Below are 25,233 nucleotides of genomic sequence, written 5' to 3'. Positions count from 1 at the left end.
CGGCCTACCCTTCCGCGCAGGGTGCGTCCCTGCTGCTGAGAGGACGCTAGGACGACGCCGGTACGGCCGTCTATGCGGCATCGCCAATATTCGCGTTGTCGGGTAGATGATCATGGGCGGGTAGGTCACGGAAGCCGCCTCACCCCTGGTTGGTCACGTGACCAACGCATGACCAACAGCGGTCCGAAACGGCCCGGAACAGGGGGAACGCATGACCGACACGGGCCGTCAAGTCTGCGGCGTGTTGGACATGTTCCCGCAGGTCAGGTAGCTAAAGTGCTGGTGCCCGAGTGGAGAGTTCAAGTCCCCCCTCGGACACCAGCAGAGACCCCAGTTCACCTGGGGTCTTTCTGTTTCTCCGGCCGGTTTCGCGACGCGTCGGAGGCTGGCCCCGGTGTCGTGTGCTCACCGGTCCACGCCGATCGGCGCATGCCGTCGGGCCCTCGCCGCCTGCGTGCCGCAGCGAGAGGCCGGACGCCGTCGCGGGCGCGCCGTAGCGTTGACGGCCCTACGAGAGGGCCAGCTCGTGGGCGCGGGTGGCGGAGATGAGCTCGGTCAGGGAAGTGCGGGCTTCCGACAGTGCGGAGATCCGGTCGTTCAGGCCCTGGAGGTGTTCTTGGAGGGTCTCCAACTTGCATCCGGCGACCGTGCCGTCCTGGCGAACGCACGGCAGCAGGTCCCGGATGACCCGGGTCGGCAGGCCGGCGTCCAGGAGCGAGCGAATGCGGCGGACCACGTCGGGGGCGCTGTCGTCGTAGCGGCGGTGGCCGCTGTCGAGGCGGTACGACTCCAGGAGGCCCTGCTCCTCGTAGTAGCGCAGCAGCCGGACGGAAGTGCCCGTCGCGGCGGCGAGCTCGCCGATCTTCATGTGGCGCTCCTCACAACCCCTTGAACCTCACATCGGTGTGAGATCTTAGCGTGGCAGGCATGACGAACACAGACCGTCCCATAGCCCTCTACGGATTCCTCCGCCCCAGGCCGGAGCGCAGGGACGAGGTGCGGCGCATCCTCTCCTCCTTCGTGGCCCCCACCCGGAAAGAGCCCGGCAACCTGCAGTACCACCTCCACGAACACGAGGACGGCCGCTTCTTCCTGTACGAGATCTGGCGTTCCCAGGAAGACCTGGACCGGCACAACGCGACGCCCCCGCTGCGCGCCTTCCTGGAAAACCTGCCGACCTTCCTGGAGGAGGCCCCGGACGGCTACTTCGACACCATGATCAGTCCGTATGCCGAGGCCGAACCAGTTCCCGAGTGAGGGCGGTCCACGACAGCCCCGGGCAGCGGGCCGGGTGGGACAGGACCGGGACCCCACGGGCACGCGGGACCCCTTGTGCATCGGACCCGCAGGAGCGAGCTCCGGGAAGGCGCCGCAGGCCGCTGACGGTTCCGCTGTCACGCGGACAGCGGGACGGATCCCGCTGGAGCGCCCACCGGGGCGCCCAGCCCGGTGGCCGCGCGCCGACGTACCGCCACTCCGCCCGTACGCGCCACCGTGTGCCGGCGGCAACGGCTACGGGCCGACGGCCGGCCGTGCGCAGGGACGCGGTGAGTGGACGGCCGGGTGGCGGTACGCCATCGGAGCGCTGGGGCTTCGATCGTCAGCCGATGAGGACGATGGAGTTCCAGCCGCCGGTGCCCACCGTGGTGCGGGGGCCGTCCGACGGGTTGCCGGAGGAGTTCGTGGCGCCCGCGTAGAACAGCAGGGTTCCCGAGCCCTCGTCGGTGGTGGCCCACAGGTCGGCGGTGCCGTCGGCGTTCGCGTCGGCCGCGCCGGCCAGCAGCGGGCGGTTGGTGGTGCCGTAGTGGTGGCCGTACGCGGTGCGGGCGCCGAAGCCGCCGGCCGCCTGACCGCGGTAGAGCCAGAGGTCGCCCGTGCCGGTGTCGCGGACCAGCAGGTCGGGCCGTCCGTCGCGGTCGGCGTCGCCCGGGGCGGTCACGGTCATGGCGTTCCAGCCGCGGCTGCCGATCTCGACCGGCGCCCGCAGGCCCGGCCTGGCCGCCGGGTCGCCCGCGTAGAGCCACAGCTTGTCCCCGTACACGGCCACCAGGTCCGGATGCCCGTCGCCCGTCGAGTCCCCGACCGCGACGAACCGCGCGTCCGCGGGCAGCCCCGTGCCGACCACGGTCGGCGTGGCGATGGTGCCGTCACCGCGGTTGGGGTACACGCGCAGCTCGGTGCCCACGCGGGCGACGACGTCCTCGTAGCCGTCGCCGGTGAAGTCGCCCCGGTGCGTGACCGAGGCGGTCAGCCAGCCGCGGGCGCCGATCTCGGTGTGGCCGCTCGTGAGGCCGCCGGTCCCGTTGCCGGCGTACAGCCGCAGCCGGCCCTCGACGTCGACGGCGACCAGGTCCGGCCTGCCGTCACCGGTCATGTCGCCGGGGACCGGCGCGCCGCGGAGCGTGCCGATGATCGGGGCGTGGTCGGAGTAGCCGTTCGGCTCCCCGCTGTCCGGCTCGTTGATCGTCTGGTCCATCCGGCCGGTGTCGACGGCGCACGACGCGAAGCGGGTGCCGTACGACGGCCGGGTCGTGAAGAAGTGGTCCAGCTTGTGGAACGCGTGCTGCTGGGTCTCGCGGTCCCAGCGGTGGTACGTGGAGGCGTCGATGCACCGCTCCGCCGTACCGGTCAGCGGCTGCATGACGGCCGCACCGGCGTTGCGGTTGAAGTCGCCGCCCAGCACGGCGTCGTGCGGCGCGAGCCGGTCGACGAACGCCTTGACGTTCCGGATCTGCTGCCCGGCGCGTTCCTCCTGGTCGGGGATGACGTGGGTGGTGCAGGGCGTCGTGGTCCAGCCCGCCACCGACACGCACAGGGCCGGCAGGGTCTGCAGGTCCGTGCCGTCGGGGTGGGGCGGCAGCGTGTTCTCCGAGTGGGTCGCGGTCACCGTGCCCCTGACCGCCAGCAGCACGCCCAACTGGCCGGTGAGCGTGCCCCGGCAGTCGGTCCGCCCGTCGGGCCGCGCGCCCACGGCGTGCCGGAGCGACCACGCGGGGCCCAACCGCTGCTGGAGCAGGTCCATGTGGCTGCCGGCCGCGCCTCCGCAGACCTCCTGCAGCATCACCACGTCGGCCCGGTGCTCGTCGACCAGTTGCGCGACCTGCTCGATCTTCTTCTCGGGTTCGTTGCGGTACGGGCAGTACCCGTCCTGGCCGCGCGTGCCGCCCGCCTCGCCGCAGATGTTCCACGAGACGACGGTCAACTCCGGCACTGACGGGCGGACTTCGGCCGCTCGCGCGGGGCCGGTCCCGAGGGCGGTGGCGGACAGCGCGGTCAGCGCCGCCGCCAGGAAGGAGGCCACGGCCCGGGCCGGCCGTGCGGTGCGTCTGGTTCTTCCCATGGGCTTCTTCCTGTCGGGCGTCCGGTGCCACGGGCAGACGCCGGCGAATGATCATGTGATCGTATGCCAGGCGCCGCTCGTGCGTCCGCCGCCCCGGGCGGTGCGCCGCCGTTCCCGCCGGGGGTGCCGCACCGCGGGGTCAGGTCGGGCGTGCCGCCGTGACCAGGTAGTAGTCGAGGAGCCCGTCCCGGTACGCGCCGAGGAAGTTGCGGGGCCAGGCCGCCGGCGGCCCGATCTCCTCCAGGTACCGGTCGAGGCCCGGCCAGACGGACTCGCCGATCGACTCCGCCCGCACGTCCACCAGCCCCGCCGCCGCCAGCGCACCGGTCAGCGCCCCCAGCGGGCGCGCCACGTCCAGTCCGGACGCGAAGCTGTCCAGGCGCTCGGCGAGTGCGCGTGCCGCGCCGGGCCGTTCCTCGTCACCGGGTACGAAGAACGACGCCACCGCCGTACGGCCGCCGGGACGCAGCACGCGGGCGCACTCCCGCGCGAAGGCGCCCACGTCGCGGAAGTGCTGGGCGGCCTCCACCGAGTACAGGTGGTCGAACTCGCCGGCCCCGCACGGCAGCCGCTCGGCGGCGCCGCGCACGAGGCGCAACCGCTCCGGCACCGCCGTGAGCAGGGCCGCGTTGGCGCGGCGGGCGCGGTCCACCTGGTCGGGGTGGACGTCCACGCCGGTCACCGACTCGTACGGGTACTCCCGCAGCGCGAGCGCGCAACCGACGCCCAGGCCGCACCCCACCTCCACCGCGCGGCCCCGCCCGTCGCCGTCCGGTCCCCGCCGCCCGCCACCGCCCAGCGCGTCCAGCACCCGCCGGTACAACTGTCGCTCGCTGCGCTCCCGGTCCTCCGCCGTGAGGGGACCGTCCAGGGGGATCCCGTCCCAGCAGCCGAAGTTGATGAAGCCGCCCCGGAACGCGGGTACGGAACCGAGGTCGCCCGGCCCGTACACCGTGCGCACCGCCGGCGGGACGGGCCCGTACCGGTCCTCCGCCGTGTCGTCGTCCGTCATGCGCGTACCGTACCCGCGGCGCCGTCACGTGCCCCGGTGGGCGGCCGGCGCGGCGCGGTCGCCCCAGCCGAAGCGGGCCGGGTCCGGGGCGCAGCCCTTCCGTACGAAGGACTCGCCGCCGGCGCGCCCCTGCTGGGCGAGGGCCGCGCGGCGGACGCAGCCCTTCTGTACGAAGGACTCGCCGCCCTGCCGGCCGGAGGCGTCGAACAGCGACACGCCGAAACGGCACCGGCTCGGCGACGAGTCCGCGTCGTCCCGGTTCCGCGTGGAAGGAAGCCGCGGTGCACCCGGCTCGGGTCGGGGCGGCCCGGGCCGGGGTCGAGGCACTTCACGGAGCCCTTCTCGCCGGGGTCCTCGAAGAAGCGCACGCGGGTGGGGAGGACACTCGGGTTCGACGTGCAGACGTGCCCGAAGGAGGCCCGCGTCTGCTCCAGCCGTTCCGCGGACGGCTCCCCGTCCGCGCCGTCCTCCCGGCGGACCGCCTCCGGCAGCACCGTCCGGTCGGTGAACGCGCCCGGCACCGTGTCGGAGCCGCGCCCGAGTGGGGGCGGGGGCCTCCGTGTCCTTCGACAGGGGCGACAGCCATGCCGGGCCCGGAGTCCGGCGGCCCTCTTGCAGGACCGCGAAGGAGGTGACGGGGACTCAGGTAAGGGCCCGTCCACCACCTGATTTATATGATCGGTTCCCGTCCAAGCGTTTCCTCTGACACGTTCGGGAGAAGGCATTCACATGTTGCGTCGCCGTTCCGTCCGCTCCAGACGGCTCGCCGCCTTGGCCGTGGTGGCCGTCGCGGCGCCTCTGGCCCTGTCCACCACCTCTGGTCACGCGGTCACCGGCCCGGTGGTCACCGACAACTCCTACGCGTTCACCGCGAGGCTGGTGATCGGCGAGGGCGACAGCATGCGCGCCTGCTCCGGCGCCTTGGTCGACACCCGGTGGATCATGACGGCCGCGTCCTGTTTCGGCAACGGCCTCACCGAGCTCAACCCGGGCAAGCCGCCGCTGAAGACCGTCGCCACCGTCGGCCGCGCCGACCTCACCGCCACCACCGGGTACGTCAGCGACATCGTCGAACTCGTTCCTCGCCCCGGCCGTGACCTGGTGCTGGCCCGTCTGGCGGCACCCGCGACCGGTATCGCCCCCGTACCCGTGTCCACCACTCCCGCCGCCGCCGGTGACACGGTCACCACGGCGGGATACGGCCGGACCAGGACCGAATGGGCCCCGCTCCAACTCCACACCGCCACCTTCGGCGTCGATGGGGTGACGGATTCCACCATCAACATCACCGGCAGGACGTCGGACGACGCCATATGCAAGGGTGACACCGGTGGCCCGCTGCTGCGCCAGCAAAACGGCCGGCTCGAACTGGTCGGCATCAACAGCCGTTCCTGGCAGGGCGGATGCTTCGGCACCGATCCGGCCGAAACCCGCACCAACGCGATCGACACCAGGGTCGACGGCCTCGGCCCGTGGACGGCACTGGTGACCGGGGCCCGCTGGGGCCAGGCGGGCGAGAACGCCGACGCCTCCCAGGAGCTCTCGGGCGACTTCGACGGCGACGGCAGGACCGACACCGCGGTCCTGCACAAGTACGCGCCGACGGCGAGCGGCGCCAACCACACTGCCCTGTGGAAGTTCACCAGCACCGCGTCGGGTACCTACAACCCGGTCCGGGCATGGGACAACCTCTCCAGCAGCCCGGCGTCGTGGAACTGGGACGCGTCGAAGTCCGTCGCCGGTGACTTCAACGGCGACGGCAGGACCGACATCGCCGTCCTCTACAACAACGGCCGACAGGCTGACGGAACGTACCGCACCACTCTGTGGACGTTCGCCAGCAATGGCGCTGGTTTTGATGCCCCTGTGGTGAAGTGGAATTCTGGTACTGGTTCTTGGAACTGGGATCGTTCCAAGCCCGTGGCCGGTGACTTCAACGGTGACGGCAGGGCTGACATTGCTGTCTTCTACAACAACGGTCAGCGCGCGGATGGCACCAACGAGACCACTCTGTGGACGTTCGCCAGCAATGGCACTGGTTTTGATGCCCCTGTGGTGAAGTGGAATTCTGGTACTGGTTCTTGGAACTGGGATCGTTCGAAGCCCGTGGCCGATGACTTCAACGGTGACGGTAAGGTCGACATTGCTGTCTTCTACAACAACGGTCAGCGCGCGGATGGCACCAACGAGACCACTCTGTGGACGTTCGCCGGTAACGGCACTGGTTTTGATGCCCCTGTGGTGAAGTGGAATTCTGGTACTGGTTCTTGGAACTGGGATCGTTCCAAGCCCGTGGCCGGTGACTTCAACGGTGACGGTAAGGTCGACATCGCTGTCTTCTACAACAACGGCCAGCAGACCGACCAGTCCTACCGCACCACCCTGTGGACGTTCACCAGCAACGGCACCGGCTTCGACACCCCCGTCGCGAAGTGGAACTCCGGCGCCCTCTCCTGGAACTGGGACCGCTCCAAGCCCACCACCGGTGACTTCAACGCCGACGGCAGGACCGACATCGCCGTCCTCTACAACAACGGCCAGCAGACCGACGGAACGTACCGCACCGGCCTGTGGAGGTTCACCAGCACCGGAACGGCCTTCGCAAGTCCCGTCCGCATCTGGGACAGCAACGACATCGCCGACTGACGGGTCGCCCCGGCTCCCGGGACGGCCACGGCCTCTGTGACGCCGTCCCGGGTGCACCCCGGGCGTCGTCCCGCTCCGGCCCGTGCCCACGGGGGGCGCGGTCCGTCCCCGCACCCAAAGGGCCCTGGGCGTTCCGCCCAGGGCCCTTTGGCGTCGCGCCGCACAGCACTCGGACGGTGCGCCGCACCCGGCGGCGGGGGAGCGGGACGCGGTGGCGGCCCCGCGAGGCAGGCGCCTCCCGGCCACTGCCCGACGAAGGCGGCGCCCCGCGCCGGGCCGAGCAGGGAAAACGCTGGACGTCGGGCGCTCGGGCGCTACTTCCTGCGACCGGCCTCGAGGGTGAACGCGGCCGCCAGGCAGGCCGCGACCGCAGCCATCGAGCCGAAGAAGATCCCCTTGAGGAGCAGGCCGTTCGCGCCCTCGACCGTGCCGTCTTCGTACGTGCAGGACTTCTCGAAAGGGAAACTGGCCGTGTGCAGATCTCCGCAGTGATTCTGCAGGTCCTCGTTGAGCACGTGTGCCCTGACCCAGGACAACGCCCATACGAGGAGGAAGATCCCGGCGAAGGCGCACACGGCGGCCCACAGCCGGTTCAGTTGGGCATCGCGCGCGCTGGTCCCCGTCACCCGGCCGAGCATACTGTTCCGTGTCCGGGCGCGGGCGGTGCGATCCGGTCCGCGAGCGCGTCGAAGTACCCCCGGCTCACGGCGGCGAGGTCCACCTCCTCGGGGTCCAGCAGCCACAGCAGGTGGACGCCCTCCAGGAACGCCGCCGCCTCCGCCGCGAGCGTCTCGACCGGCAGGTCCGCGCGCGCCGAACCGTCCGCGGCGGCCCGCCGGAACACCTCCGCCAACCTCGCCCGCAACACCCGGTTGCGGTCCCGGAACCAGGTGTGCAGCCCCGACCCCGGCTCCAGGTTCTCCGCGGTCAGGGTGGTGTGCAGCGCGGCCAGCTCGCGCTCCGCGGCAGCGGTGTGCTCCGCGTCCCGTACGAACCAGTCGAACGCCTGCCGGACGGTGGGCCGCGCCTCGGGCGCCGCCGACAGCCGTTCCAGGGCCCGCCGGTCCGCCTCCTCCAGAACGGCGCGCAGCAGGCCGTCCTTGCTGCCGAAGTGGTGGATCAGGGCGGACGGGGTGACGCCGGCGCGTTCGGCGACGGCGGCGACGCCCGTACCGCGTACGCCGTTTCGCGCGAACAGCGCGATCGCCGCGTCGACCATCGCGCGGCGCCGCTCCACGCCCCGCTTCTGGACCTGCCCCTTGACCCCTGCCATGCGGAACAGGGTGCCGGGACCCTCCCCCGGCGTCCAGCCGGGCCCGGGGCCGCCATCCGGCCGGAAATCGATGGCAGGCGGAGTCGAGGGGCATTATCTTGAACGACCATGCAGGAAAAAGAGTGCGGGACCGGGAAGGGCCGCTTCGCCGGGGTCGAGCGCATGGTGCCGGCCGGGGACCTCCGGCTCTGGACCGAGGAGTTCGGGGACCCGGCGCATCCGGCGGTGCTGCTGCTGATGGGGGCCGGCGCCCAGGGCGTGCAGTGGAACGACGGGTTCGTCGCGCGGCTCGTCGCCGGGGGCCGCCGCGTCATCCGCTACGACCACCGGGACGCGGGCCGCTCCTCCACCGTCGACTTCGCCGCCCACCCCTACACGGTCGCCGACATGGCGGCGGACGCGCTCGCCGTGCTCGACGCGCTCGGCGTCGACCGGGCGCACTTCGTGGGCGCCTCCCTCGGCGGCGTCATCGCCCAGAGGCTCGCCGTGACCCACCGTCACCGGATGCTGACCCTGACGGCCCTCGCCTCGTCGCCGCTGGGCACCGACATGGCGGGCATCGTGGGGCGGGCGATGGCCGGGCTGCCGCCGCTGGAGGGAGAACTCCCCCCGCCCACACCGGAGTTGCTGGCGACGTTGGCCTCGGTGTCGCAGTCCCGGGGGATGGGGGAGGAGGAGTACCTGGCCGCGCGGCTGCCGCTCTGGCGCGTCCTCCACGGCCCGGACCTGCCCTTCGACGAGGACGAGTACCGGGCGATGGAGAGGCGCGTGTACCGGCGGGCGCGCCATCTGCCCGCCGCCCTCAACCACACGCTCGCCGGTGCGGCCGGCAGCGGCCGTACCGAGGACCTCGCCGGGGTGACCGCGCCGACGCTGGTGCTCCACGGCACCGCGGACCCGATGTTCCCCCTCCCGCACGGCGAGGCCCTCGCCGCCGCGGTACCCGGCGCGCGGCTGGTCACCGTGCCGGGCCTGGGCCACACCCTGCCGTCCGCGCTGGACGGCCGACTGGCCGAGGAGGTGCTGCGGCACACGGAACGCGCGGGGCGGTGATGCGGGGGACGGCGCCGACGCGGACCACCGGACGGAGGTGACGCGGCCCGTCGGGCGGAGACGACGCGGCCCGCGAACCGCTCGTGGGGGCGGGGGCGGGCCGATTGGCGCCTTCGCGCCAGCCTCGCGGGAAGGCGCTCCAGCGGGGGTAGACCGTAGAGGTCCGACGGGCGGCCCCAGGCCGCTGCCCGCCGCCTGCCGCCTGCACCGAAGGAGATCCGAAGCGATGAGCGACGTCCTTCCCGAAGGCGCCCCGGGCCGCTCCCCGATCGTCGTCCTCGGCGTCGTGCCGGCCGACCCCCCGTACCGGGTGGTGGAGGTCAGGGGCGATGTCGTCGGAACCGCCCGCGACATCATCGACGTGATCAAGATCGCCCGCGACTTGGGGATGACCCGCGTCGACCTCGACGACCCGGCCGTCGTCCGCTGGGTCGGCGGCGGCAAGTACCACTGGGTGCCGCGCACCTGACGACCGCGCCGCCCCATCCCTCGCCCGGAAACCGCGGTCCGCCCCTGCGGGTGGTGCGCAGCGGTCGCGGTGCCCACGCTGCCCGGGGACGACGGGGCGCGTGGCGGGTGGCCCTCGTCCACGGCGGTCCGCCCCGGCGCGGCTGCCGCCGGGACCGCCTGCCCCTCCCGGACGCGCGGACCGGCGCTGTCCCCGGCGACGACCCTGACCCGCCCGCGACACCGGCCGCCTTCGCCGCCGGCGGCTCGGCTGAGGGGCGGGGCGGCTCGCGCCGTCCATCGGGGCGACGGCCCGTACCGGCGCCGCCGGCCCGCAGGGCTTCGCAGCGGGGCGGACGTGGGCGCGGGAACACCCCGTCCCCGCGCCCACGGGGGTGTCAGGGCGCGGCCGTGAGGTGTGCCTCGGTGGTCTCCTTGTCGATACCGAGGCCGCTCAGCACGCCGTCGCCGTTCTCGTACTCCAACTGGGCGAGCAGCAGGTGCTCGGGACCGATGTACTGGTCCCCGAGGCGCAGGGCCTCGCGGAACGTCAGCTCCAGGACCTTCTTGGCGGCCTGGTCGTACGGGACGAGGGAGGGAGGCTCCTCGGCGGCCGGGGGGAGCGCGGCGGACGCGGCACGCCGTACGGCGTCGAGCGTCACGCCCTGCGCGGTGATCGCCTTCATCGCGGCCGTCTCCGGTTCCGTCACCAGCCCCAGCACCAGGTGGGGGAGGCCGAGTTCGGCGCTGCGGGCGCTCTGCGCCGCCGCGTGCCCGGCGACGACGACCTTCCGGGCGGTGTCGTCGAACCGGCTGAAGCCCTGGCTCGGGTCCAGTTCCGTCGGCTCGCCCGGGTCCTTCGGCACGAACCGCTTCTGCGCCGCCTGCCGGGTGACGCCCATGCTGCGGCCGATGTCCGTCCACGACGCCCCCGACCGCCGGGCCTGGTCCACGAAGTGCCCGATCAGGTGGTCGGCCACGTCGCCCAGGTGGTCGGCGGCGATGACGGCGCTGGAGAGCTGGTCGAGCGTGTCGGAGTGGGTCTTCTTGATGGCGTGGATGAGGTCGTCCAGGCGGACGGACGCGATGGCGTCTCCGGGTTTCGTCATGTGTCAACGGTAGGTTGACAGTCGAGGAGTGTCAACCGGGAGTTGACGAGGGGTCGTTCTGTTCGTCCTGTCGAACCCGGGACGCGATTTCGCTTGATCCTTGCGCGACTCATTGACGGCCGGGGGTGGGGAATCTACGGTCCCACCCGTTCGAAGTTGCGATCATCATTCGATATGTCGAACCGGGAGAGGGAATGGGACGACCTGTCCTGAGCCGCAGAGAGGCGCTCACCGCGATGGGCGGGGCCGCGGCCGCCGGCGTCGCCGGCTGCGCCGCGCCGCGGACCGCCGACGCCGGGCGGACCAGGCTCCGCTACTGGCACCTGTTCGGCGGCGGCGACGGCCTCACCATGCTCGCCATGGTCGACGCCTTCCGCGCCGAGCACCCGGGCATCGCCCTGGAGGCCGCCACCCTCCAGTGGGGCGCGCCCTACTACACCAAACTCGCCATGGCCGGCGCCGGCGGTCGCGCCCCCGAAGTCGCCGTCCTCCACCTGGCCCGCCTCGCCGGGTTCGCGCCCGGCCGGCTCCTCGACCCGTTCGACCTGGACCTCCTCGCCGCCCACGGCGTACGGGAGGACGACTTCCCGCCCGGCATCTGGCGGCGCGGCGCCGTCGGGGGACGGCAGTACGCCATCCCCCTCGACACCCACCCCATGGTCCTCTTCTACAACACCGAGGTCTGCGCCAAGGCCGGCCTGCTCACCCGCGGCGGGACCCTCGAACCCCTCGACGGCGCCGACCGGTTCACCGCCGCCCTGCGCGCCGTCCGCGGGGTCACCGGCCGGCCCGCGCTCGTCACCGAGACGCTGGGCTCCGACTGCATCGGCCCCTGGCGGCTGTTCTCCACCCTGTACTCCCAACTCGGCGGCGCCGTCCTCGGCCCCGACGGCACCACCCTCGCCCTCGACGACGCCAAGGCGCTGACGGCCCTGGAGTACATGCGCGCCCTCGTCGAAGAGGGCCTCGTCGCCCACCGCGTCGACTACGCGGGCGCCGTCGGCGTCTTCAACAACGGTGAAACCGGCTTCTACCTCAACGGCGCGTGGGAGATCGGCTCCTTCCTCGTCACCGGGCTGCCCTTCTCCATCACCCGCGTCCCCAACCTCTTCGGCCGCCCCACCGCCCAGGCCGACTGCCACGCCTTCGTCCTCCCGCACCAGGACCGCCGCGGCGGGCCGCCCGACGAGGCGGCCCACGCGTTCGTCGCCTGGATGCTGCGGCACACCGTCGAATGGGCGAAGGGCGGACACGTACCCGCCTACCTGCCGACCCTGCGGCGCCCCGACTACCTCGCCCTCTCCCCGCAGTCGGCGTACCGCTCCGTCGTCGACGACGTGGCGCTCGACGAGCCCGCCTGGTTCGCCGGATCGGCCTCCGTCATGTGGATCGAGCTCGGCGCCGTCTTCTCCGGCGTGCTCACCGGGGCCCGCACCCCCCGAAGCGCCCTCGCCGAGGCGAAGGCCCGGCTCCGGACCCTCCTCGACACGCCGAACCCCTTCGGAGGCATCCGGTGACCACGTCCCCCGCCCCCGCACCGACGCGCCCGGCCCCGCGCACCGCGCGTCCGGCCCCGCGCCCGCCCCGGCCGGCCGTCCGCCGGCACTGGACCGAGCACGGCCTGGTCTTCGTCGCCCCCTTCCTCCTCGTCTACGGGGCCTTCCTGCTCTGGCCGCTCGTCTCCGGCCTCGGCATCAGCCTGACCAGCGAGAACATCTCCGGCTCCGGAGGAGGCTTCGTCGGCCTCGACAACTACGCCGAAGCGATCCAGGACCCGGCCGTCTGGTCGTCGCTGGGGAACACCGTCTGGTTCACCGTCCTGTCCACCGTGCCCCTGGTCGTCGTGGGCCTCGTCCTCGCCCTGCTCGCCCATCACCTGCGGGTCGTCCAGTGGCTCTGGCGGCTCAGCTGGTTCGCGCCGTTCCTGCTGCCGTCCGGCGTCGTCGGCCTGCTCTTCCTGTGGGTGATCTACCCGTCCGACTTCGGCTTCGCCGACCAGGCCCTGGCCGCCCTCGGCCTCCACCCCGACATCGGCTGGCTCACCGACGAGCGGTACGCGATGCTCTCCATCGTCCTCACCACCGTCTGGTGGACCGTCGGCTTCAACTTCCTGCTCTACCTGGCCGCGCTCCAAGCCATCCCGCAGCACCTGTACGAGGCCGCCGAACTGGACGGCGCCGGACCCTGGCAGCGACTGCGCTCCATCACCCTGCCCATGCTCCGCACGACCACCGGCGTCGTCGTCGTCCTGCAGGTCCTCGCCTCGCTGAAGGTCTTCGACCAGGTGTACATCATGACCGGCGGCGGCCCCGACGACGCGACCCGGCCGATCCTCCAGTACGTCTACCAGGCCGGGTTCACCGGCTACCGCACCGGCTACGCCTCCGCCGTCTCGTACCTCTTCTTCGCGCTGATCCTGATCGTCTCCCTGGTGCAGCTGCGCCTGTCCCGCCGTACCCGAGAGGAGACCGCCCGATGAGCGCGGCCGCCGACACCCCCGCCCGCCGCCCCCGCTGGACCACCGGCCGGCTGCTGATGCTCCTCGCCGCGCTCGCCCTCGCCGTCGCGTGGGTGCTGCCGCTGGCCTGGGCGGTCGCCACCTCCCTCAAGCCGGAGGGCGAGACGACCCGGACGCCCCTGGAGTGGATCGGCTCCACCGTCACCCTCGACGCCTACCGGCAGGTGTGGGGCTCGGGCGACCTCACCCGCTGGATGTTCAACTCCGCGTACGTCTCCGTCGTGACGACCGCGCTGACGGTGCTGCTGTGCGCCACCGCCGCGTACGGCTTCTCCCGCACGGAGTTCCGCGGACGCAGGGTGCTGTACGGGCTGGTCCTCGCCGGGATCATGGTGCCGCCGCAGGTGCTGATCGCCCCGCTGTTCGCCGAGATGGCCGCCCTCGGCCTCGTCGACACGTACTGGGGCGTGATCCTCCCGCAGGTCGCCGTGCCCGCGATGGTCTTCATCCTGGTGAAGTTCTTCGACGGCGTGCCGCGCGAGCTGGAGGAGGCCGCGTTCGTCGACGGCGCGGGCCGCTGGCGGGTCTTCTGGACGATCGTCATGCCGCTGTCCCGGCCCGTCCTCGCCGCCGTCGCGATCTTCACCTTCATCTCCACCTGGAACAACTTCCTCTGGCCGTTCCTCGTCACCACCGACCCGGGCGGCATGACCCTCCCGGTCGGCCTCGTCAACGTCCAGTCGTCGTACGGAGTCCGGTACGCGCAGATGATGGCCTCCCTCGTCATCGCCGGCCTCCCGCTGCTCGTGGTCTTCGCCCTCTTCCAGCGGCAGATCGTCCGCGGCGTCGCCCACACCGGCCTCGCCGGCCAGTAACCCACCGACCCCCGAAGGGAACCCGCCACCCATGACCGGCACCACGCCCGTCCCCGCCCGCTTCACCCTCGACCCGGCCTTCACGGTCGGCGACGTCGACCCGCGCCTCTTCGGTTCGTTCGTCGAACACCTCGGCCGCTGCGTCTACACCGGCATCCACGAGCCCGACCACCCCGCCGCCGACGACGCCGGCCTGCGCACCGACGTCCTCGCCCTCGTCCGCGAGCTGGGCGTCACCGCCATCCGCTACCCCGGCGGCAACTTCGTGTCCAACTACCGGTGGGAGGACGGCGTCGGCCCCGTCGACAGCCGCCCCCGCCGCCTCGACCTGGCCTGGCGGACCACCGAGACGAACCGCTTCGGCCTCGCCGAGTACATGGAGTTCCTGCGCCGCGTCGGCCCCCAGGCCGAGCCGATGATGGCCGTCAACCTCGGCACGCGCGGCGTCGCCGAGGCGCTGGAGCTCCAGGAGTACGCCAACCACCCCGGCGGCACCGAACTGTCCGACCGCCGTGCCGCGCACGGCGACAAGGACCCGTACGGCATCCGCCTGTGGTGCCTCGGCAACGAGATGGACGGTCCCTGGCAGACCGGCCACAAGACCGCCGAGGAGTACGGGCGGCTCGCCGCCGAGACCGCCCGCGCCATGCGCCAGATGGACCGGGACGTGCAGCTCGTCGCGTGCGGCAGCTCCTCGCGCAGCATGCCGACGTTCGGCGCGTGGGAGGCGACGGTGCTGGCCGAGACGTACGACGTCGTCGACTACGTCTCCCTGCACGCCTACTACGAGGAGCAGGACGGCGACCGGGACTCCTTCCTCGCCTCGGCGGTCGACATGGAGGCGTTCATCGAGGAGGTGGTCGCCACGTGCGACCACGTCGGGGCGCGCCTGAAGTCCCCGAAGAAGATCCAGCTCTCCTTCGACGAGTGGAACATCTGGTACCTCAGCCGCCACCAGCAGCAGGTCGAGGCCGAGCCGCTGGACTGGCCCGAGGCGCCGCGGCTGCTGGAGGACGTCTACTCGGTGACGGACGCCGTGGTCTTCGGCTCCCTGCTGATCGCCCTGCTGCGCCACGCGGACCGGGTGGCCGTGGCCTGCCTCGCGCAGCTCGTCAACGTCATCGCGCCGATCATGACGGAGCCGGGCGGGCCGGCGTGGCGGCAGACCACGTTCTACCCGTTCGCCCAGGCGTCCCGGTACGGGCGGGGCCGCGTCCTCGACGTGCGGGTGGAGTCGCCGACGTACGAGACGAAGAAGTACGGCACGGTCCCGCTGCTGCACGCCACCGCCGTGCGCGCCGACGACGGCGCCGTCACGGTGTTCGCCGTCAACCGCGACCGGACCGCGCCGCTGCCGCTCGACGTGGTCCTGCACGGGCTGGACGGGATGGAGGTCGTCGAGCACACGGCGCTGGCCGACCCGGACCCCGAGGCGCGCAACACGCTCGACGAGCCGGAGCGGGTGACGCCGCACGCGGTGGACGGGACGCGGGTCGAGGACGGAGTGCTGCGGGCGGTGCTGGAGCCGATGTCGTGGAACGTCATCCGGCTCGGGACGAGGTGACGGCGGCCGGGGGCCGCCCACCGGGGCGGCCCCCGGGGGGACGGCCGGACGCGAGCGACGCACGGACCTGACCCGCCCCTTCCCGCCCTTTCCCGTCCGTTCCTCCCCCTCCCCCCGCCCGCCGGAAGCGCCGTGGCGGTGTCCGTACCGGACGCCGCCACGGCGTCGGCGTGTGCGGACGGCGCGTGAAAGACCGGATGAATCGATTCATGCGTACGATGGGGCGTCCCGCCCGGGACGGGCCGGGGCAGGAGCGAAAGGGGGCGCGGGCGTGGCGCGCATGGTGGGAATCAAGGACGTGGCGCAACGGGCCGGGGTGTCCGTCGGCACCGTCTCCAACGTGATCAACCGGCCCGGCACCGTCGCCGAGGCCACCCGCGAACGCGTCCAGGCCGCCATCGAGGAGCTGGGCTACGTCCGCAGCGAGTCCGCCCGGCAACTGCGGGCCGGACAGAGCCGGATCATCGCGCTGCTCGTCCTCGACATGGCGAACCCGTTCTTCGTGGACCTGGCGACCGGGGCGGAGCGCGCCGCGCGGGAGGCCGGTCTCGGGGTCATGCTCTGCAACAGCGCGCAGGACCCGGAGGAGGAGGCGGAGTACCTGGGACTCTTCGCCGAGCAGCGGGTGCGCGGGGTGCTGGTCACCCCGGCCGACCCGGAGGGGCACACGCTGCGGGCCTTCGCCCGGCACGGCATCCCGTACGTGTTCGTCGACCGCACCGCCGCCGGCACCGACGCGTGTTCCGTCTCCGTCGACGACGTCGAGGGCGGCGCGCTCGCGGCGCGGCACCTCCTCGGCGCGGGCCACCGGAGCATCGTCTACGTCGGCGGACCCGCGCACCTGCCGCAGATCGAGGACCGGCGCACGGGCGCCCTGGCCGCGGTCGCCGAGGCGGGGCTGCCGCCGGACGCGCTCGTACGGGTCGACACCGAGCGGCTGGACGTGGCCTCCGGGCGCGACGCCGGGGCGCGGCTGCTCGGCATGTCGCCCCGCCCCTCGGCCGTCTTCTGCGCCAACGACCTGCTGGCCCTGGGCGTCCTCCAGACCCTGTTCGCGGCGGGGGTCTCGGTGCCGGACGACATCGCGCTGGTCGGCTACGACGACATCGAGTTCGCGGCTGCCGCCGCGGTGCCGCTCACGTCGGTGCGGCAGCCGGCCCAGCGGATGGGGCGCATGGCGGCGGAGCTCCTCATCGAGGAGACGGACGGCACGGGGCAGGAGGGCCACGCGCACCGGCACATCGTCCTCCGGCCGGAACTGGTGGTCCGGGCCTCCAGCCTCCCGCCCCGCCGCCACCCGTGACCGGCCCGGCCTTGCCGCGCGGGAACCGGCCCGCGATGCTGGGCCGATGCCGAAGCAGCGCAGGAGACGACAGCGGGACGAGGGCGCCGCGCGCCGGGCGGCCGGGCGCTTCGCCCCCGAGGCCGGGCACTGGGAGGTCGTCTTCGAGACCCGGGACGAGAAGGAGTGGCACGCCCACCTCCGCCGACTGCGCAGCACGGAGCAGGGGTTCGACTGGTCGGCGACGCGTGTGGACACGTTCTGCGGCCGGCTGGAGCAGCCGACCACCTACCGGCTGAGCGTCTTCGTGGAGCGCTGACGCGGGTGGGCGCGGACGTGGGCGGCGTGGACGGGCCCTGACGTGGGCGGCGCGTGCGGGCGCCGGCGCGGGCGGCGTGGAGGGGCGCTGACGCGGACGCGGGGCGGGGCTTCGAGATCCCGCCCCCGCCCCGGGCGTCAGGCGAGGACGAACCGCAACTCCGGGCGCTCCCAGGCCACCTTCGGCGGGGACGGGGCCACCGTGCCCACCCGCTCGGCTCCCAGGCGCCGGTAGAACCGCTCGGCGGGCGGGTGGGACACCACGCGGACCTCGCCCAGGCCGGCCTCCTGGGCCTGGCCGAGCATGTGCTCCACCAGGAGCCGGCCGACGCCCGACCCCCGCGCCCCGTCCGCCACGAACATCAGGTCCAGCTCCGGCGGCTCCAGGACGAGGGAGTAGAAGCCCAGCGGCCGATCGGCGGCGTCGACGGCCGCGAAGACCCGGTGCCGGGCCACGTACTCCGCGGTGACCCGGTACCCCGAGACCATCGAGGCGTACGCCCCCCGGTAGGCGCCGGACCCCTGGACCAGTGAGGTGAGGCGGTCCGCGTCCCGTGCCGCGGCGCGCCTGATCGTGAGGGAACGCATCGCCGCAGTATAGGGGTGAAATGTACATGAGACCATTACCTTTTCCGGTGGGGGTCGCCGTCGTGCCGGGCTCCGGGCGCGGTCCGGGCCCCCGCGGCCCCTCCCGGGCGCCTCCGGCGGCGCCGTCGGCCGTGACCCCGCCCGGGCCCGCCCCCGCCCCCGCCGCGGAAGGTCCCGAAGGTGCCGTGCGGCGCCCGTGGTTCGGCCGGTCGGACGAACGCCCTCCGGAGCGGTGTCCCGGGGTCGGAGTCGCCGCGCCGTCGCGTGAACGGATCTTGTCGTAACCGTTGACTCGCCAGCCCGGGATCCTTACGTTGTCCCAGCAAGCGCTTACCTAAAACGATTCAATGCGCGCTGGAGGACGACTGTGCGTACCAACGGGACCGGGACCCAGGGGTCTGTTGACCGGCGCAGCCTGCTGAAGCTGGCGGGTGGCTCCATGGCCGCCCTCGGCCTGACGGCGGCTGGCTGCGGCGGCGGAAGCGGCTCGGACGGCGGGACCGTCACGATCCGGTACGCGTGGTGGGGGTCGGACGACCGCGCCAAGCGCATCAACCAGACGATCGAGCTGTTCGAGAAGAAGTACCCGAAGATCAAGGTCAAGACCGACTTCCAGCCGTACCTCGACTTCTGGAAGAAGTTCAACACCCAGGCGTCCGGCGGCAACCCGCCGGACGTCTTCCAGAACGCCATCGGCTTCCTCCGCAAGTACGACGCCAAGAACGTCCTGCTCGACCTCAGCGAGCAGGTCAAGGCGGGGAACCTGCGCATGGACGGCTTCCGCGCCGGCCTCGACACGTTCGGCGAGGTCGACGGCAAGCTCCTCGGCGTCCCCGTCGGCTCCAACTCCATGGCGCTCGTCATCGACGAGAAGGTCTTCGACAAGGCAGGGATCACCCCCAAGCCGGGCTGGACCTGGAACGAGTTCCACGCCGCCCTCGACAAGATCCGCGACACCCAGGGGCGCGCCGGCGACAGCGGCATGTACGGCGTGATGTACCTCTACGACCTCTACCTCCGCCAGCACGGCAAGGCGTTCTTCACGCCCAAGGGGCTCGGCTTCACCGAGTCCGACCTCACCGACTGGTGGACGAAGGCGCTCCAGGGCGTCCGGGCCGGCACGTACTCCGACCCGAAGAAGGTCTCCCAGGTCAAGCCCAAGGCGGCCCTCTCCGCCGGGCTCTCCGCGTGCGAGTTCACCTGGGACAACTTCACCATCCGCTACACCTCCGAGGGCAAGAGCGAGTACGGCCTCGCGCCCATCCCCACCACCGACGGCAAGAAGACCGGCCAGTACCTCGGCTCCCTCATGCTCAGCGCCTCCAAGCGCACCAAGCACCCCAAGGAAGTGGCCCAGTTCATCGACTTCATGGTCCACGACCCCGAGGTCGCCAAGATCATGGGCTACGACCGCGGCGTGCCCGCCACCACGGCCCAGTACGAGGCGTTCAAGCCCACCGACCCGGTGAACCAGAAGATCGCCGCGTACGAGCAGCAGCTCGTCGACTCCGGCGTCCTGGAGCAGATCACCCCGCACCCGGCCGGCGCCGACATCGCGGAGGCCGCGTTCCTGCGGATCGCCGAGGAGATGGCCCTCGGCAAGAGCTCCGTGGCCGAAGCGGTCCAGCAGTTCTTCTCCGAGTCGAAGACCGCCCTCGGCTCCTGAGAGGGAGAAACACCGTGACACCTGTACAGACGCCCGCCGCCGCGGCCCTCCCCGCCGAGGGACCGGCGGGCCCCGGGCCGGGGCGGGGCGGCGCGGCCAAGGGGCGCTCCGGCCCCGGCGCCCGGCGGCGGGCCCGCCGGGAGAACCTGGCCGGCTACCTCTTCATGTCCCCGTGGATCGCCGGCTTCGCGCTGCTCACCGCGGGTCCGATGATCGCCTCGCTCTACTTCGCCTTCACCGACTACAACCTGTTCGACGCGCCCCGCTGGGTCGGCCTGAAGAACTTCACCGACATGTTCGCCGACCCCCGGTGGCGCCACTCCGTCGACGTCACCCTCTGGTACGTCGTCGTCGGCACCCCGCTGAAGCTGGCCGCCGCCCTGGGGGTGGCCCTGCTGCTCAACCAGAAGCGCCGCGGCCAGGGCTTCTACCGGGCCGCGTTCTACGCCCCGTCCCTGATCGGCGCCAGCGTCTCCATCGCCATCGTCTGGCGCGCGATCTTCTCCGACGACGCCATCGTCGACCGCGCCCAGCGCAGCCTGTTCGGCATGGACGTCGGCGGCTGGATCGGCGACCCCGACTGGATCGTGTACAGCCTCATCGCCCTGACGATGTGGCAGTTCGGCGCCCCGATGGTCATCTTCCTCGCCGGCCTCAAGCAGGTGCCGCGCGAGCTGTACGAGGCCGCCGAGGTCGACGGCGCCGGCACGTGGCGCCGCTTCTGGAACATCACCCTGCCCATGATCTCCCCGGTGCTGTTCTTCAACGTCCTGCTGGAGACCATCCACTCCTTCCAGATCTTCGGCTCCGCCTACATCCTGGGCGGCCAGGCCGGCGGCACCTGCGGCCCGGCCGACGCGACGCTCGTCTACACCTGCTACCTGTACGTGCAGGGGTTCGAGAACAGCCGCATGGGCTTCGCCTCCGCCATGGCCTGGATGCTGCTGCTCGCGGTCGGCCTGGTGACGGCGGTGCTGTTCTGGTCCCAGAAGCGCTGGGTGCACTACGAGGAGGCCGCCCGATGAGCGCGCTCGCCACCATCCGCCGCCGCGGCGCCGGCTCGATCGCCTGGCACGTCGGGGCGCTCGCCATCCTCGCGGTGGTGCTCTACCCGGTGCTGTGGGTGATCGGCGCCTCGCTCAAACCCAACGACGAGATCGTCGGCAGCCTCCAACTGTTCCCCACCGACCCCATCACCGACAACTACCGGCACCTCGCCCAGGGAATCGCCGACATCCCCCTGAGCACCTTCTTCGGCAACTCCCTGTTCCTGGCGGTCGGTTCCGTCGTCGGCGTGCTGGTCTCCAGCTCCCTGGCGGCCTACGCCTTCGCCCGCATCGGGTTCGCCGGGCGCGGGCTGATGTTCACCCTGATGATCGGCACGCTGCTGCTGCCGTACCACGTCCTGCTCATCCCGCAGTACGTGCTGTTCCAGAAACTGGAGCTGATCAACACCTACACGCCGCTGCTGCTCGGCAAGTACCTCGCGACGGACGCCTTCTTCGTCTTCCTGATGGTGCAGTTCATGCGGAACCTGCCGAAGGAGCTGGACGAGGCCGCCCGCCTCGACGGGTGCGGACACCTGCGGATCTACTGGTCGATCGTGCTGCCGCTGTGCCGGCCGGCGCTGATCACCAGCGCGATCTTCACGTTCATCAACGCGTGGAACGACTTCATGGGCCCGCTGATCTACCTCAACGAGCCCGAGAAGTACACCGTGTCGCTCGGCCTGAAGATGTTCGTCGACCAGGACGGCGTCGCCAACTACGGCGGGATGATCGCGATGTCGCTGGTCGCGCTGCTGCCGGTACTGGCGTTCTTCCTCGCCTTCCAGCGGTACCTGATCGACGGCATGGCCACGTCGGGCCTGAAGGGGTGATCCCGGCGTGTCGACGACGAACACGACGCACGTGACGGACACGGCGCGGGCGGCGCGGCCGTCCGGTTTCCTGGCGGGGTTCGCGGTCTTCGCGGAGTGCCTGCTGACCGGGGTGTGGATCGCGGTGGCGGCGCTGCCGCTGGTCACCCTGCCGGCCGCGCTCGCCGCGGGCGCGGCGCACCTGCGGCGCGTCCTCGCCCACGAGGGGGGTGGGGTGCGGGAGTTCGTCGCCGACCTGCGGACCGCCGCCGCCCGGCACGGCTGGCTGGTCGGAGCCGCCGGCTGGGCGGCGGTCGCACTCGTCTGGGCCGACCTGGCCGTCGTACGCGCCGGGGGACTTCCCGGCGGGGCGTTCGCCGGGGCGGTCGGGGTGCTGGCCCTGCTGGGCCTGGTCGTCGCCGGGGTGCGGGCCGCGGCGGTGTGGCGGCCCGGCGCGTCGTGGCGCGTGCTCATGGGCGCGGCGGTACGGCGCACCGTGCGCGACCCGGCGGGGTCGCTGGTGCTGGTGTGCGGGCTGGCGGTGATCGCCGCGTCGGCGTGGCTGTCGCCGCCGCTGGCGGCGCCCGCGGCGGGGGTGCTGATGGGGGCGGCGCTCGCGGTGGAACGCCGCCGCGCCTGACCGCCGAGCCTGACCGCCGCGCCGGGGCCCCGGGCCAGGAGCCCCGGGGCCCCGGCCCCGGACCCGTAGGCCCGCGCCCCGCCGGGACGGCGTCCCGGCCCGTCGCGCGCGGCCTCCCGGACGAGGCACCCGCCGCGCCGCCCGCTCCGCCCCGGCGGAACGGGCGGCGCGGCGGGGTCCGAGTCCACCGCTCGATTCGGACTCACTGTCAGGAAGGAACGTTCATGTCTCCCATACCGCGCAGATCCCTGTTCAAGGCGGCGGCTGCCGTCGGGGCCGCCGCGCAGTTCAGTTGGGCACTGGGGCAGGGGACCGCGCAGGCGGCGCCGGGGGCCGAGGCGCAGGCCGGGGACGCGCCGGTGCGCGTCGGCTGGCTGGAGGACGGAGGGCTCGGCGCCGCGCCCGGCTCGACGTTCGGCGTGCCCTGGCCCAAGGGCGCCGTCCCGGCCGACCGGGGCTTCGCCCTGGCCACCGAGGACGGCGAGGAGGTGCCCGTGCAGAGCTGGGCGACCGCCTACTGGCCCGACGGCTCCCTCAAGTGGACCGCCCACGCCGTGGGCCCCGCCGCGGCGGGCGCCGAGAAGTTCACGCTCACGCCCGGCGCCGGGGGCGCCGCCCCCGCCCAGCGCGTCGCCGTCACGGAGACCGACCGGCGGATCACCGTCGACACGGGCACCATCAAGGCGGTCGTCTCCAAGGACGGCGGGAAACTCGTCGAGTCCGTCACCCGCGGCGGCACGAAGATCGCCACCGACGGCCGGCTCGTCCTGCTGCGGCAGAGCGACCTCGACGACGGCGACCAGGGCAACGCCAAGTGGGAACGGTTCGACGGCGAGATCGAGCGGGCCGTCGTCGAGCAGCGCGGCCCCGTGCGGGCCGTCGTGCGGATCGACGGCAAGCACCGCAAGGGGAGCCGGAGGTGGCTGCCGTTCAGCGTGCGGCTGTACTTCTACGCGGGCGCCGAGTCGTTCCGGATGGTGCACACCATCACGTACGACGGCGATCAGAACAAGGACTTCGTCCGCGGCCTCGGCGTCCGCTTCACCGTGCCCATGCGGGACGCGGCGTACGACCGGCACGTCCGCATCGCCGGAGAGGGCGAGGGGTTCCTCACCGAGGCCGTCCAGGGCATCACCGGCCTGCGCCGCGACCCCGGCGCCGCGGTGCGCGCCGCGCAGGTCAAGGGCGAGAAGCTGCCCGACCCGTCGACCTGGGACCAGCGGGTCACCACCCGCCTCCCCTACGTCCCCACCTGGGGCGACTACACGCTCTCCCAGCTGTCCGCGGACGGCTTCACGCTCCGCAAGCGGACCAAGCCCGGCCACGGCTGGATCCCCGCGGGCGGCGGGCGGCGGGCCAACGGCTTCGCGTACGTCGGCGGGGTCAGCGGCGGCTTCTCCTTCGGGCTGCGCGACTTCTGGGAGAAGCACCCCGCCCAGCTCGACATCCGCGGCGCCGCCGGGGACGCCGCCGAGGTCACCCTGTGGCTCTGGTCGCCCGAGGCGCAACCCATGGACCTGCGCTTCTACCACGACGGCCTGGGCCAGGAGACGTACCCCGAGCAGATCGAGGGCCTCAACATCACGTACGAGGACTACGAGCCCGGCTTCGGCACCCCCTACGGCATCGCCCGCACCAGCGAGCTGATGTTCTGGGCCAACGCGGCCACCCCCGCGGCCGACGCCCTCGTCGCCCAGGCGCGGGCCGTGCGGACGCCGCCGCAGTTGGCCGCCGCGCCCGAGGACCTGGTCCGCGCCAAGGTGTTCGGCGGGCTGTTCGCCCCCGTCGACCGGTCGACCCCGGCGAAGGCGGCGATCGAGGACCAGCTCGACTTCCTGTTCACGTACTACAAGGACCAGGTCGAACAGCGCCGCTGGTACGGCTTCTGGGATTACGGCGACATCATGCACACGTACGACGAGGACCGGCACCAGTGGCGGTACGACGTCGGCGGGTACGCCTGGGACAACTCGGAGCTGTCGCCGGACCTGTGGCTCTGGTACGCGTACCTGCGCTCGGGGCGCGCCGACATCTTCCGGTTCGCGGAGGCGATGACCCGGCACACCGGCGAGGTCGACGTGTACCACCTCGGGCAGTGGGCGGGGCTCGGCACGCGGCACGGCGTGCAGCACTTCGCGGACAGCGCGAAGCAGCAGCGCATCTCCACCGCCGTGTACCGGCGCCCGTACTACTTCCTCACCGCCGACGAGCGGGTCGGGGACCTCATGCACGACCTGGTCGACTCCGACGAGACGTTCCTCGTCCTCGACCCGATCCGGAAGATCCGCACCGAACCGTACGAGCCCGACCGCCACGCGCTGTCGATCGGCTTCGGCACGGACTGGAGCGGACTCGCGGCCGCGTGGCTGACCGAGTGGGAGCGGCGCGGGCCCAAGGCGGCGAAGGCGGAGGCGCGGCTGCGGTCCACCATGGAGACGATCGCCGCGCAGCCGAACGGCTTCGTGCAGGGCACGGGCCTGTACGACCTGGACACGGGGCGGTTCGCGGTGGCGACCGAACCGGTGGTCGGCGTCTCGCACCTGTCGGCGATGTTCGGCCTGGTCGAGATGTGCGCCGAGCTGATCGACCTGATCGACATGCCCGCGTTCAAGGAGGCGTGGCTCGACTACTGCCGCTACTTCAACGCGACCAAGACCGAGCAGGCCGCCCGGTACGGCAAGAACTTCGGGTCGCTCATCCTGTTCCAGGGCCACTCCCGTCAGGACGCTTACGCCGCCGCCCAGTTGGGCGACGACGCGCTGGCCGCGCGGGCGTGGCGGAAGTTCTACGACAGCGACGGGTACACGAAGGCCATGAAGTGGGAGAAGACCCCGCTGAAGGGCCCGCAGGTCCTGGAGCCCGGCTACGAACACCTGTGGATCTCCACCAACACCACGGCCCTGTTCGGCCTGGCCGCCATCCAGAACCTGGCCCTGGTGGGCGACAAGATGCCGGGGTGACACCCGGGAGGGCGGTGCGGCCCCGGCCCCCCGGGGGGGGCGCCCCCCCCCGCGCCCCCGCTGGCCCGGCGGGGGGGGGCCGGGGGGGGGGGCGGGGGGGCGGGGCCCCCCCCCCACGGCCGTTTCCCGGAAACGGCAACAACG

The 25,233-nt window shown here is 72.6% G+C and carries 23 protein-coding genes; 15 read left to right on the top strand and 8 right to left on the bottom strand.

Annotated elements, in window-relative coordinates:
• Positions 1 to 508: 508 nt before the first annotated feature.
• Positions 509 to 868, bottom strand: a complete 360-nt coding sequence (locus AC07D6_RS12585) for a MerR family transcriptional regulator (protein WP_315881090.1) — start codon at positions 866 to 868, stop codon at positions 509 to 511.
• Positions 869 to 927: 59 nt separating this feature from the next.
• On the opposite strand from AC07D6_RS12585, the gene AC07D6_RS12580 reads away from it, so the two are divergent.
• Positions 928 to 1,257 (top strand): putative quinol monooxygenase, encoded by a 330-nt coding sequence (locus AC07D6_RS12580; protein WP_315881089.1) that lies wholly within the window; start codon positions 928 to 930, stop codon positions 1,255 to 1,257.
• Positions 1,258 to 1,600: 343 nt separating this feature from the next.
• On the opposite strand, the gene AC07D6_RS12575 is transcribed toward AC07D6_RS12580, so the two are convergent.
• From AC07D6_RS12575 to AC07D6_RS12565, 3 genes are all read right to left on the bottom strand, one after another.
• Positions 1,601 to 3,340 carry an FG-GAP-like repeat-containing protein gene (locus AC07D6_RS12575; RefSeq protein WP_479043728.1) on the bottom strand — a complete coding sequence of 580 codons (1,740 nt, stop codon included), beginning with the start codon at positions 3,338 to 3,340 and terminating at the stop codon, positions 1,601 to 1,603.
• A gap of 139 nt (positions 3,341 to 3,479) precedes the next feature.
• A complete protein-coding gene (locus AC07D6_RS12570) occupies positions 3,480 to 4,352 on the bottom strand; it encodes a class I SAM-dependent methyltransferase (protein ID WP_479043726.1) in 873 nt (290 codons plus the stop codon).
• Between the two features lie 24 nt (positions 4,353 to 4,376).
• Positions 4,377 to 4,568 carry a hypothetical protein gene (locus AC07D6_RS12565; protein ID WP_479043723.1) on the bottom strand — a complete coding sequence of 64 codons (192 nt, stop codon included), beginning with the start codon at positions 4,566 to 4,568 and terminating at the stop codon, positions 4,377 to 4,379.
• A gap of 513 nt (positions 4,569 to 5,081) precedes the next feature.
• Here AC07D6_RS12565 and AC07D6_RS12560 point away from each other — a divergent pair.
• Positions 5,082 to 6,998, top strand: coding sequence for an FG-GAP-like repeat-containing protein (locus AC07D6_RS12560; RefSeq protein ID WP_479043721.1), 1,917 nt, complete (start codon positions 5,082 to 5,084; stop codon positions 6,996 to 6,998).
• Positions 6,999 to 7,312: 314 nt separating this feature from the next.
• Here the strand turns inward: AC07D6_RS12560 and AC07D6_RS12555 are convergent, their stop codons facing one another.
• Positions 7,313 to 7,624, bottom strand: a complete 312-nt coding sequence (locus AC07D6_RS12555; RefSeq protein WP_479043719.1) for a hypothetical protein — start codon at positions 7,622 to 7,624, stop codon at positions 7,313 to 7,315.
• Entirely contained in the window at positions 7,621 to 8,271 is a 651-nt protein-coding gene (locus AC07D6_RS12550; protein WP_315881083.1) for a TetR/AcrR family transcriptional regulator, read from the bottom strand. Before AC07D6_RS12550 ends, AC07D6_RS12555 begins: the two co-directional genes overlap by 4 nt.
• A gap of 108 nt (positions 8,272 to 8,379) precedes the next feature.
• Here AC07D6_RS12550 and AC07D6_RS12545 point away from each other — a divergent pair, with 108 nt between their 5' ends.
• Together AC07D6_RS12545 and AC07D6_RS12540 are read left to right on the top strand one after the other, a co-directional pair.
• Entirely contained in the window at positions 8,380 to 9,324 is a 945-nt protein-coding gene (locus AC07D6_RS12545) for an alpha/beta fold hydrolase (protein WP_479043717.1), read from the top strand.
• A 226-nt stretch (positions 9,325 to 9,550) separates the two neighbouring features.
• Positions 9,551 to 9,793 (top strand): hypothetical protein, encoded by a 243-nt coding sequence (locus tag AC07D6_RS12540; protein ID WP_315881081.1) that lies wholly within the window; start codon positions 9,551 to 9,553, stop codon positions 9,791 to 9,793.
• Between the two features lie 376 nt (positions 9,794 to 10,169).
• Here the strand turns inward: AC07D6_RS12540 and AC07D6_RS12535 are convergent, their stop codons facing one another.
• Entirely contained in the window at positions 10,170 to 10,880 is a 711-nt protein-coding gene (locus AC07D6_RS12535; protein WP_479043714.1) for a Clp protease N-terminal domain-containing protein, read from the bottom strand.
• 194 nt (positions 10,881 to 11,074) lie between these two features.
• On the opposite strand from AC07D6_RS12535, the gene AC07D6_RS12530 reads away from it, so the two are divergent.
• From AC07D6_RS12530 to AC07D6_RS12505, 6 genes are all read left to right on the top strand, one after another.
• Entirely contained in the window at positions 11,075 to 12,397 is a 1,323-nt protein-coding gene (locus AC07D6_RS12530; protein ID WP_315881075.1) for an extracellular solute-binding protein, read from the top strand.
• Positions 12,394 to 13,359, top strand: coding sequence for a carbohydrate ABC transporter permease (locus AC07D6_RS12525; protein ID WP_479043711.1), 966 nt, complete (start codon positions 12,394 to 12,396; stop codon positions 13,357 to 13,359). The genes AC07D6_RS12530 and AC07D6_RS12525 overlap by 4 nt, the downstream gene beginning before the upstream one ends.
• Positions 13,356 to 14,213, top strand: coding sequence for a carbohydrate ABC transporter permease (locus tag AC07D6_RS12520; RefSeq protein ID WP_315881073.1), 858 nt, complete (start codon positions 13,356 to 13,358; stop codon positions 14,211 to 14,213). Before AC07D6_RS12525 ends, AC07D6_RS12520 begins: the two co-directional genes overlap by 4 nt.
• Positions 14,214 to 14,244: 31 nt before the next feature.
• Complete coding sequence (gene arfA / locus AC07D6_RS12515; protein WP_479043708.1) at positions 14,245 to 15,777, top strand: arabinosylfuranosidase ArfA; 1,533 nt, start codon at positions 14,245 to 14,247, stop codon at positions 15,775 to 15,777.
• Positions 15,778 to 16,057: 280 nt separating this feature from the next.
• On the top strand, positions 16,058 to 17,080 hold the full coding sequence (locus AC07D6_RS12510) for a LacI family DNA-binding transcriptional regulator (RefSeq protein ID WP_315881102.1): 1,023 nt from the start codon (positions 16,058 to 16,060) through the stop codon (positions 17,078 to 17,080).
• Between the two features lie 46 nt (positions 17,081 to 17,126).
• Positions 17,127 to 17,378, top strand: a complete 252-nt coding sequence (locus tag AC07D6_RS12505) for a hypothetical protein (RefSeq protein WP_315881071.1) — start codon at positions 17,127 to 17,129, stop codon at positions 17,376 to 17,378.
• 137 nt (positions 17,379 to 17,515) lie between these two features.
• Here AC07D6_RS12505 and AC07D6_RS12500 read toward each other — a convergent pair whose 3' ends face one another.
• Positions 17,516 to 17,965 carry a GNAT family N-acetyltransferase gene (locus tag AC07D6_RS12500; RefSeq protein ID WP_479043705.1) on the bottom strand — a complete coding sequence of 150 codons (450 nt, stop codon included), beginning with the start codon at positions 17,963 to 17,965 and terminating at the stop codon, positions 17,516 to 17,518.
• A gap of 439 nt (positions 17,966 to 18,404) precedes the next feature.
• Between AC07D6_RS12500 and AC07D6_RS12495 the strand changes: the two genes are divergently transcribed.
• The 5 genes from AC07D6_RS12495 (at position 18,405) to AC07D6_RS12475 (ending at position 25,089) form a co-directional block, all read left to right on the top strand.
• Positions 18,405 to 19,631 carry an ABC transporter substrate-binding protein gene (locus AC07D6_RS12495; RefSeq protein WP_315881101.1) on the top strand — a complete coding sequence of 409 codons (1,227 nt, stop codon included), beginning with the start codon at positions 18,405 to 18,407 and terminating at the stop codon, positions 19,629 to 19,631.
• Positions 19,632 to 19,645: 14 nt separating this feature from the next.
• Positions 19,646 to 20,656 carry a carbohydrate ABC transporter permease gene (locus AC07D6_RS12490; protein WP_315881069.1) on the top strand — a complete coding sequence of 337 codons (1,011 nt, stop codon included), beginning with the start codon at positions 19,646 to 19,648 and terminating at the stop codon, positions 20,654 to 20,656.
• Complete coding sequence (locus AC07D6_RS12485) at positions 20,653 to 21,510, top strand: carbohydrate ABC transporter permease (RefSeq protein WP_315881068.1); 858 nt, start codon at positions 20,653 to 20,655, stop codon at positions 21,508 to 21,510. Before AC07D6_RS12490 ends, AC07D6_RS12485 begins: the two co-directional genes overlap by 4 nt.
• 31 nt (positions 21,511 to 21,541) lie before the next feature.
• On the top strand, positions 21,542 to 22,129 hold the full coding sequence (locus tag AC07D6_RS12480) for a hypothetical protein (protein WP_315881100.1): 588 nt from the start codon (positions 21,542 to 21,544) through the stop codon (positions 22,127 to 22,129).
• Between the two features lie 224 nt (positions 22,130 to 22,353).
• The gene (locus tag AC07D6_RS12475) at positions 22,354 to 25,089 is read left to right on the top strand and encodes an exo-rhamnogalacturonan lyase family protein (protein ID WP_479043701.1); all 2,736 of its coding nucleotides are present in this window, start codon (positions 22,354 to 22,356) and stop codon (positions 25,087 to 25,089) included.
• The last annotated feature ends 144 nt before the right edge of the window (positions 25,090 to 25,233 follow it).

The organism is Streptomyces sp. NPDC045287 (genome assembly GCF_056432325.1).
Note: the sequence above shows the minus strand (reverse complement) of the source record. Positions and strands in the feature narration are given on the sequence as shown.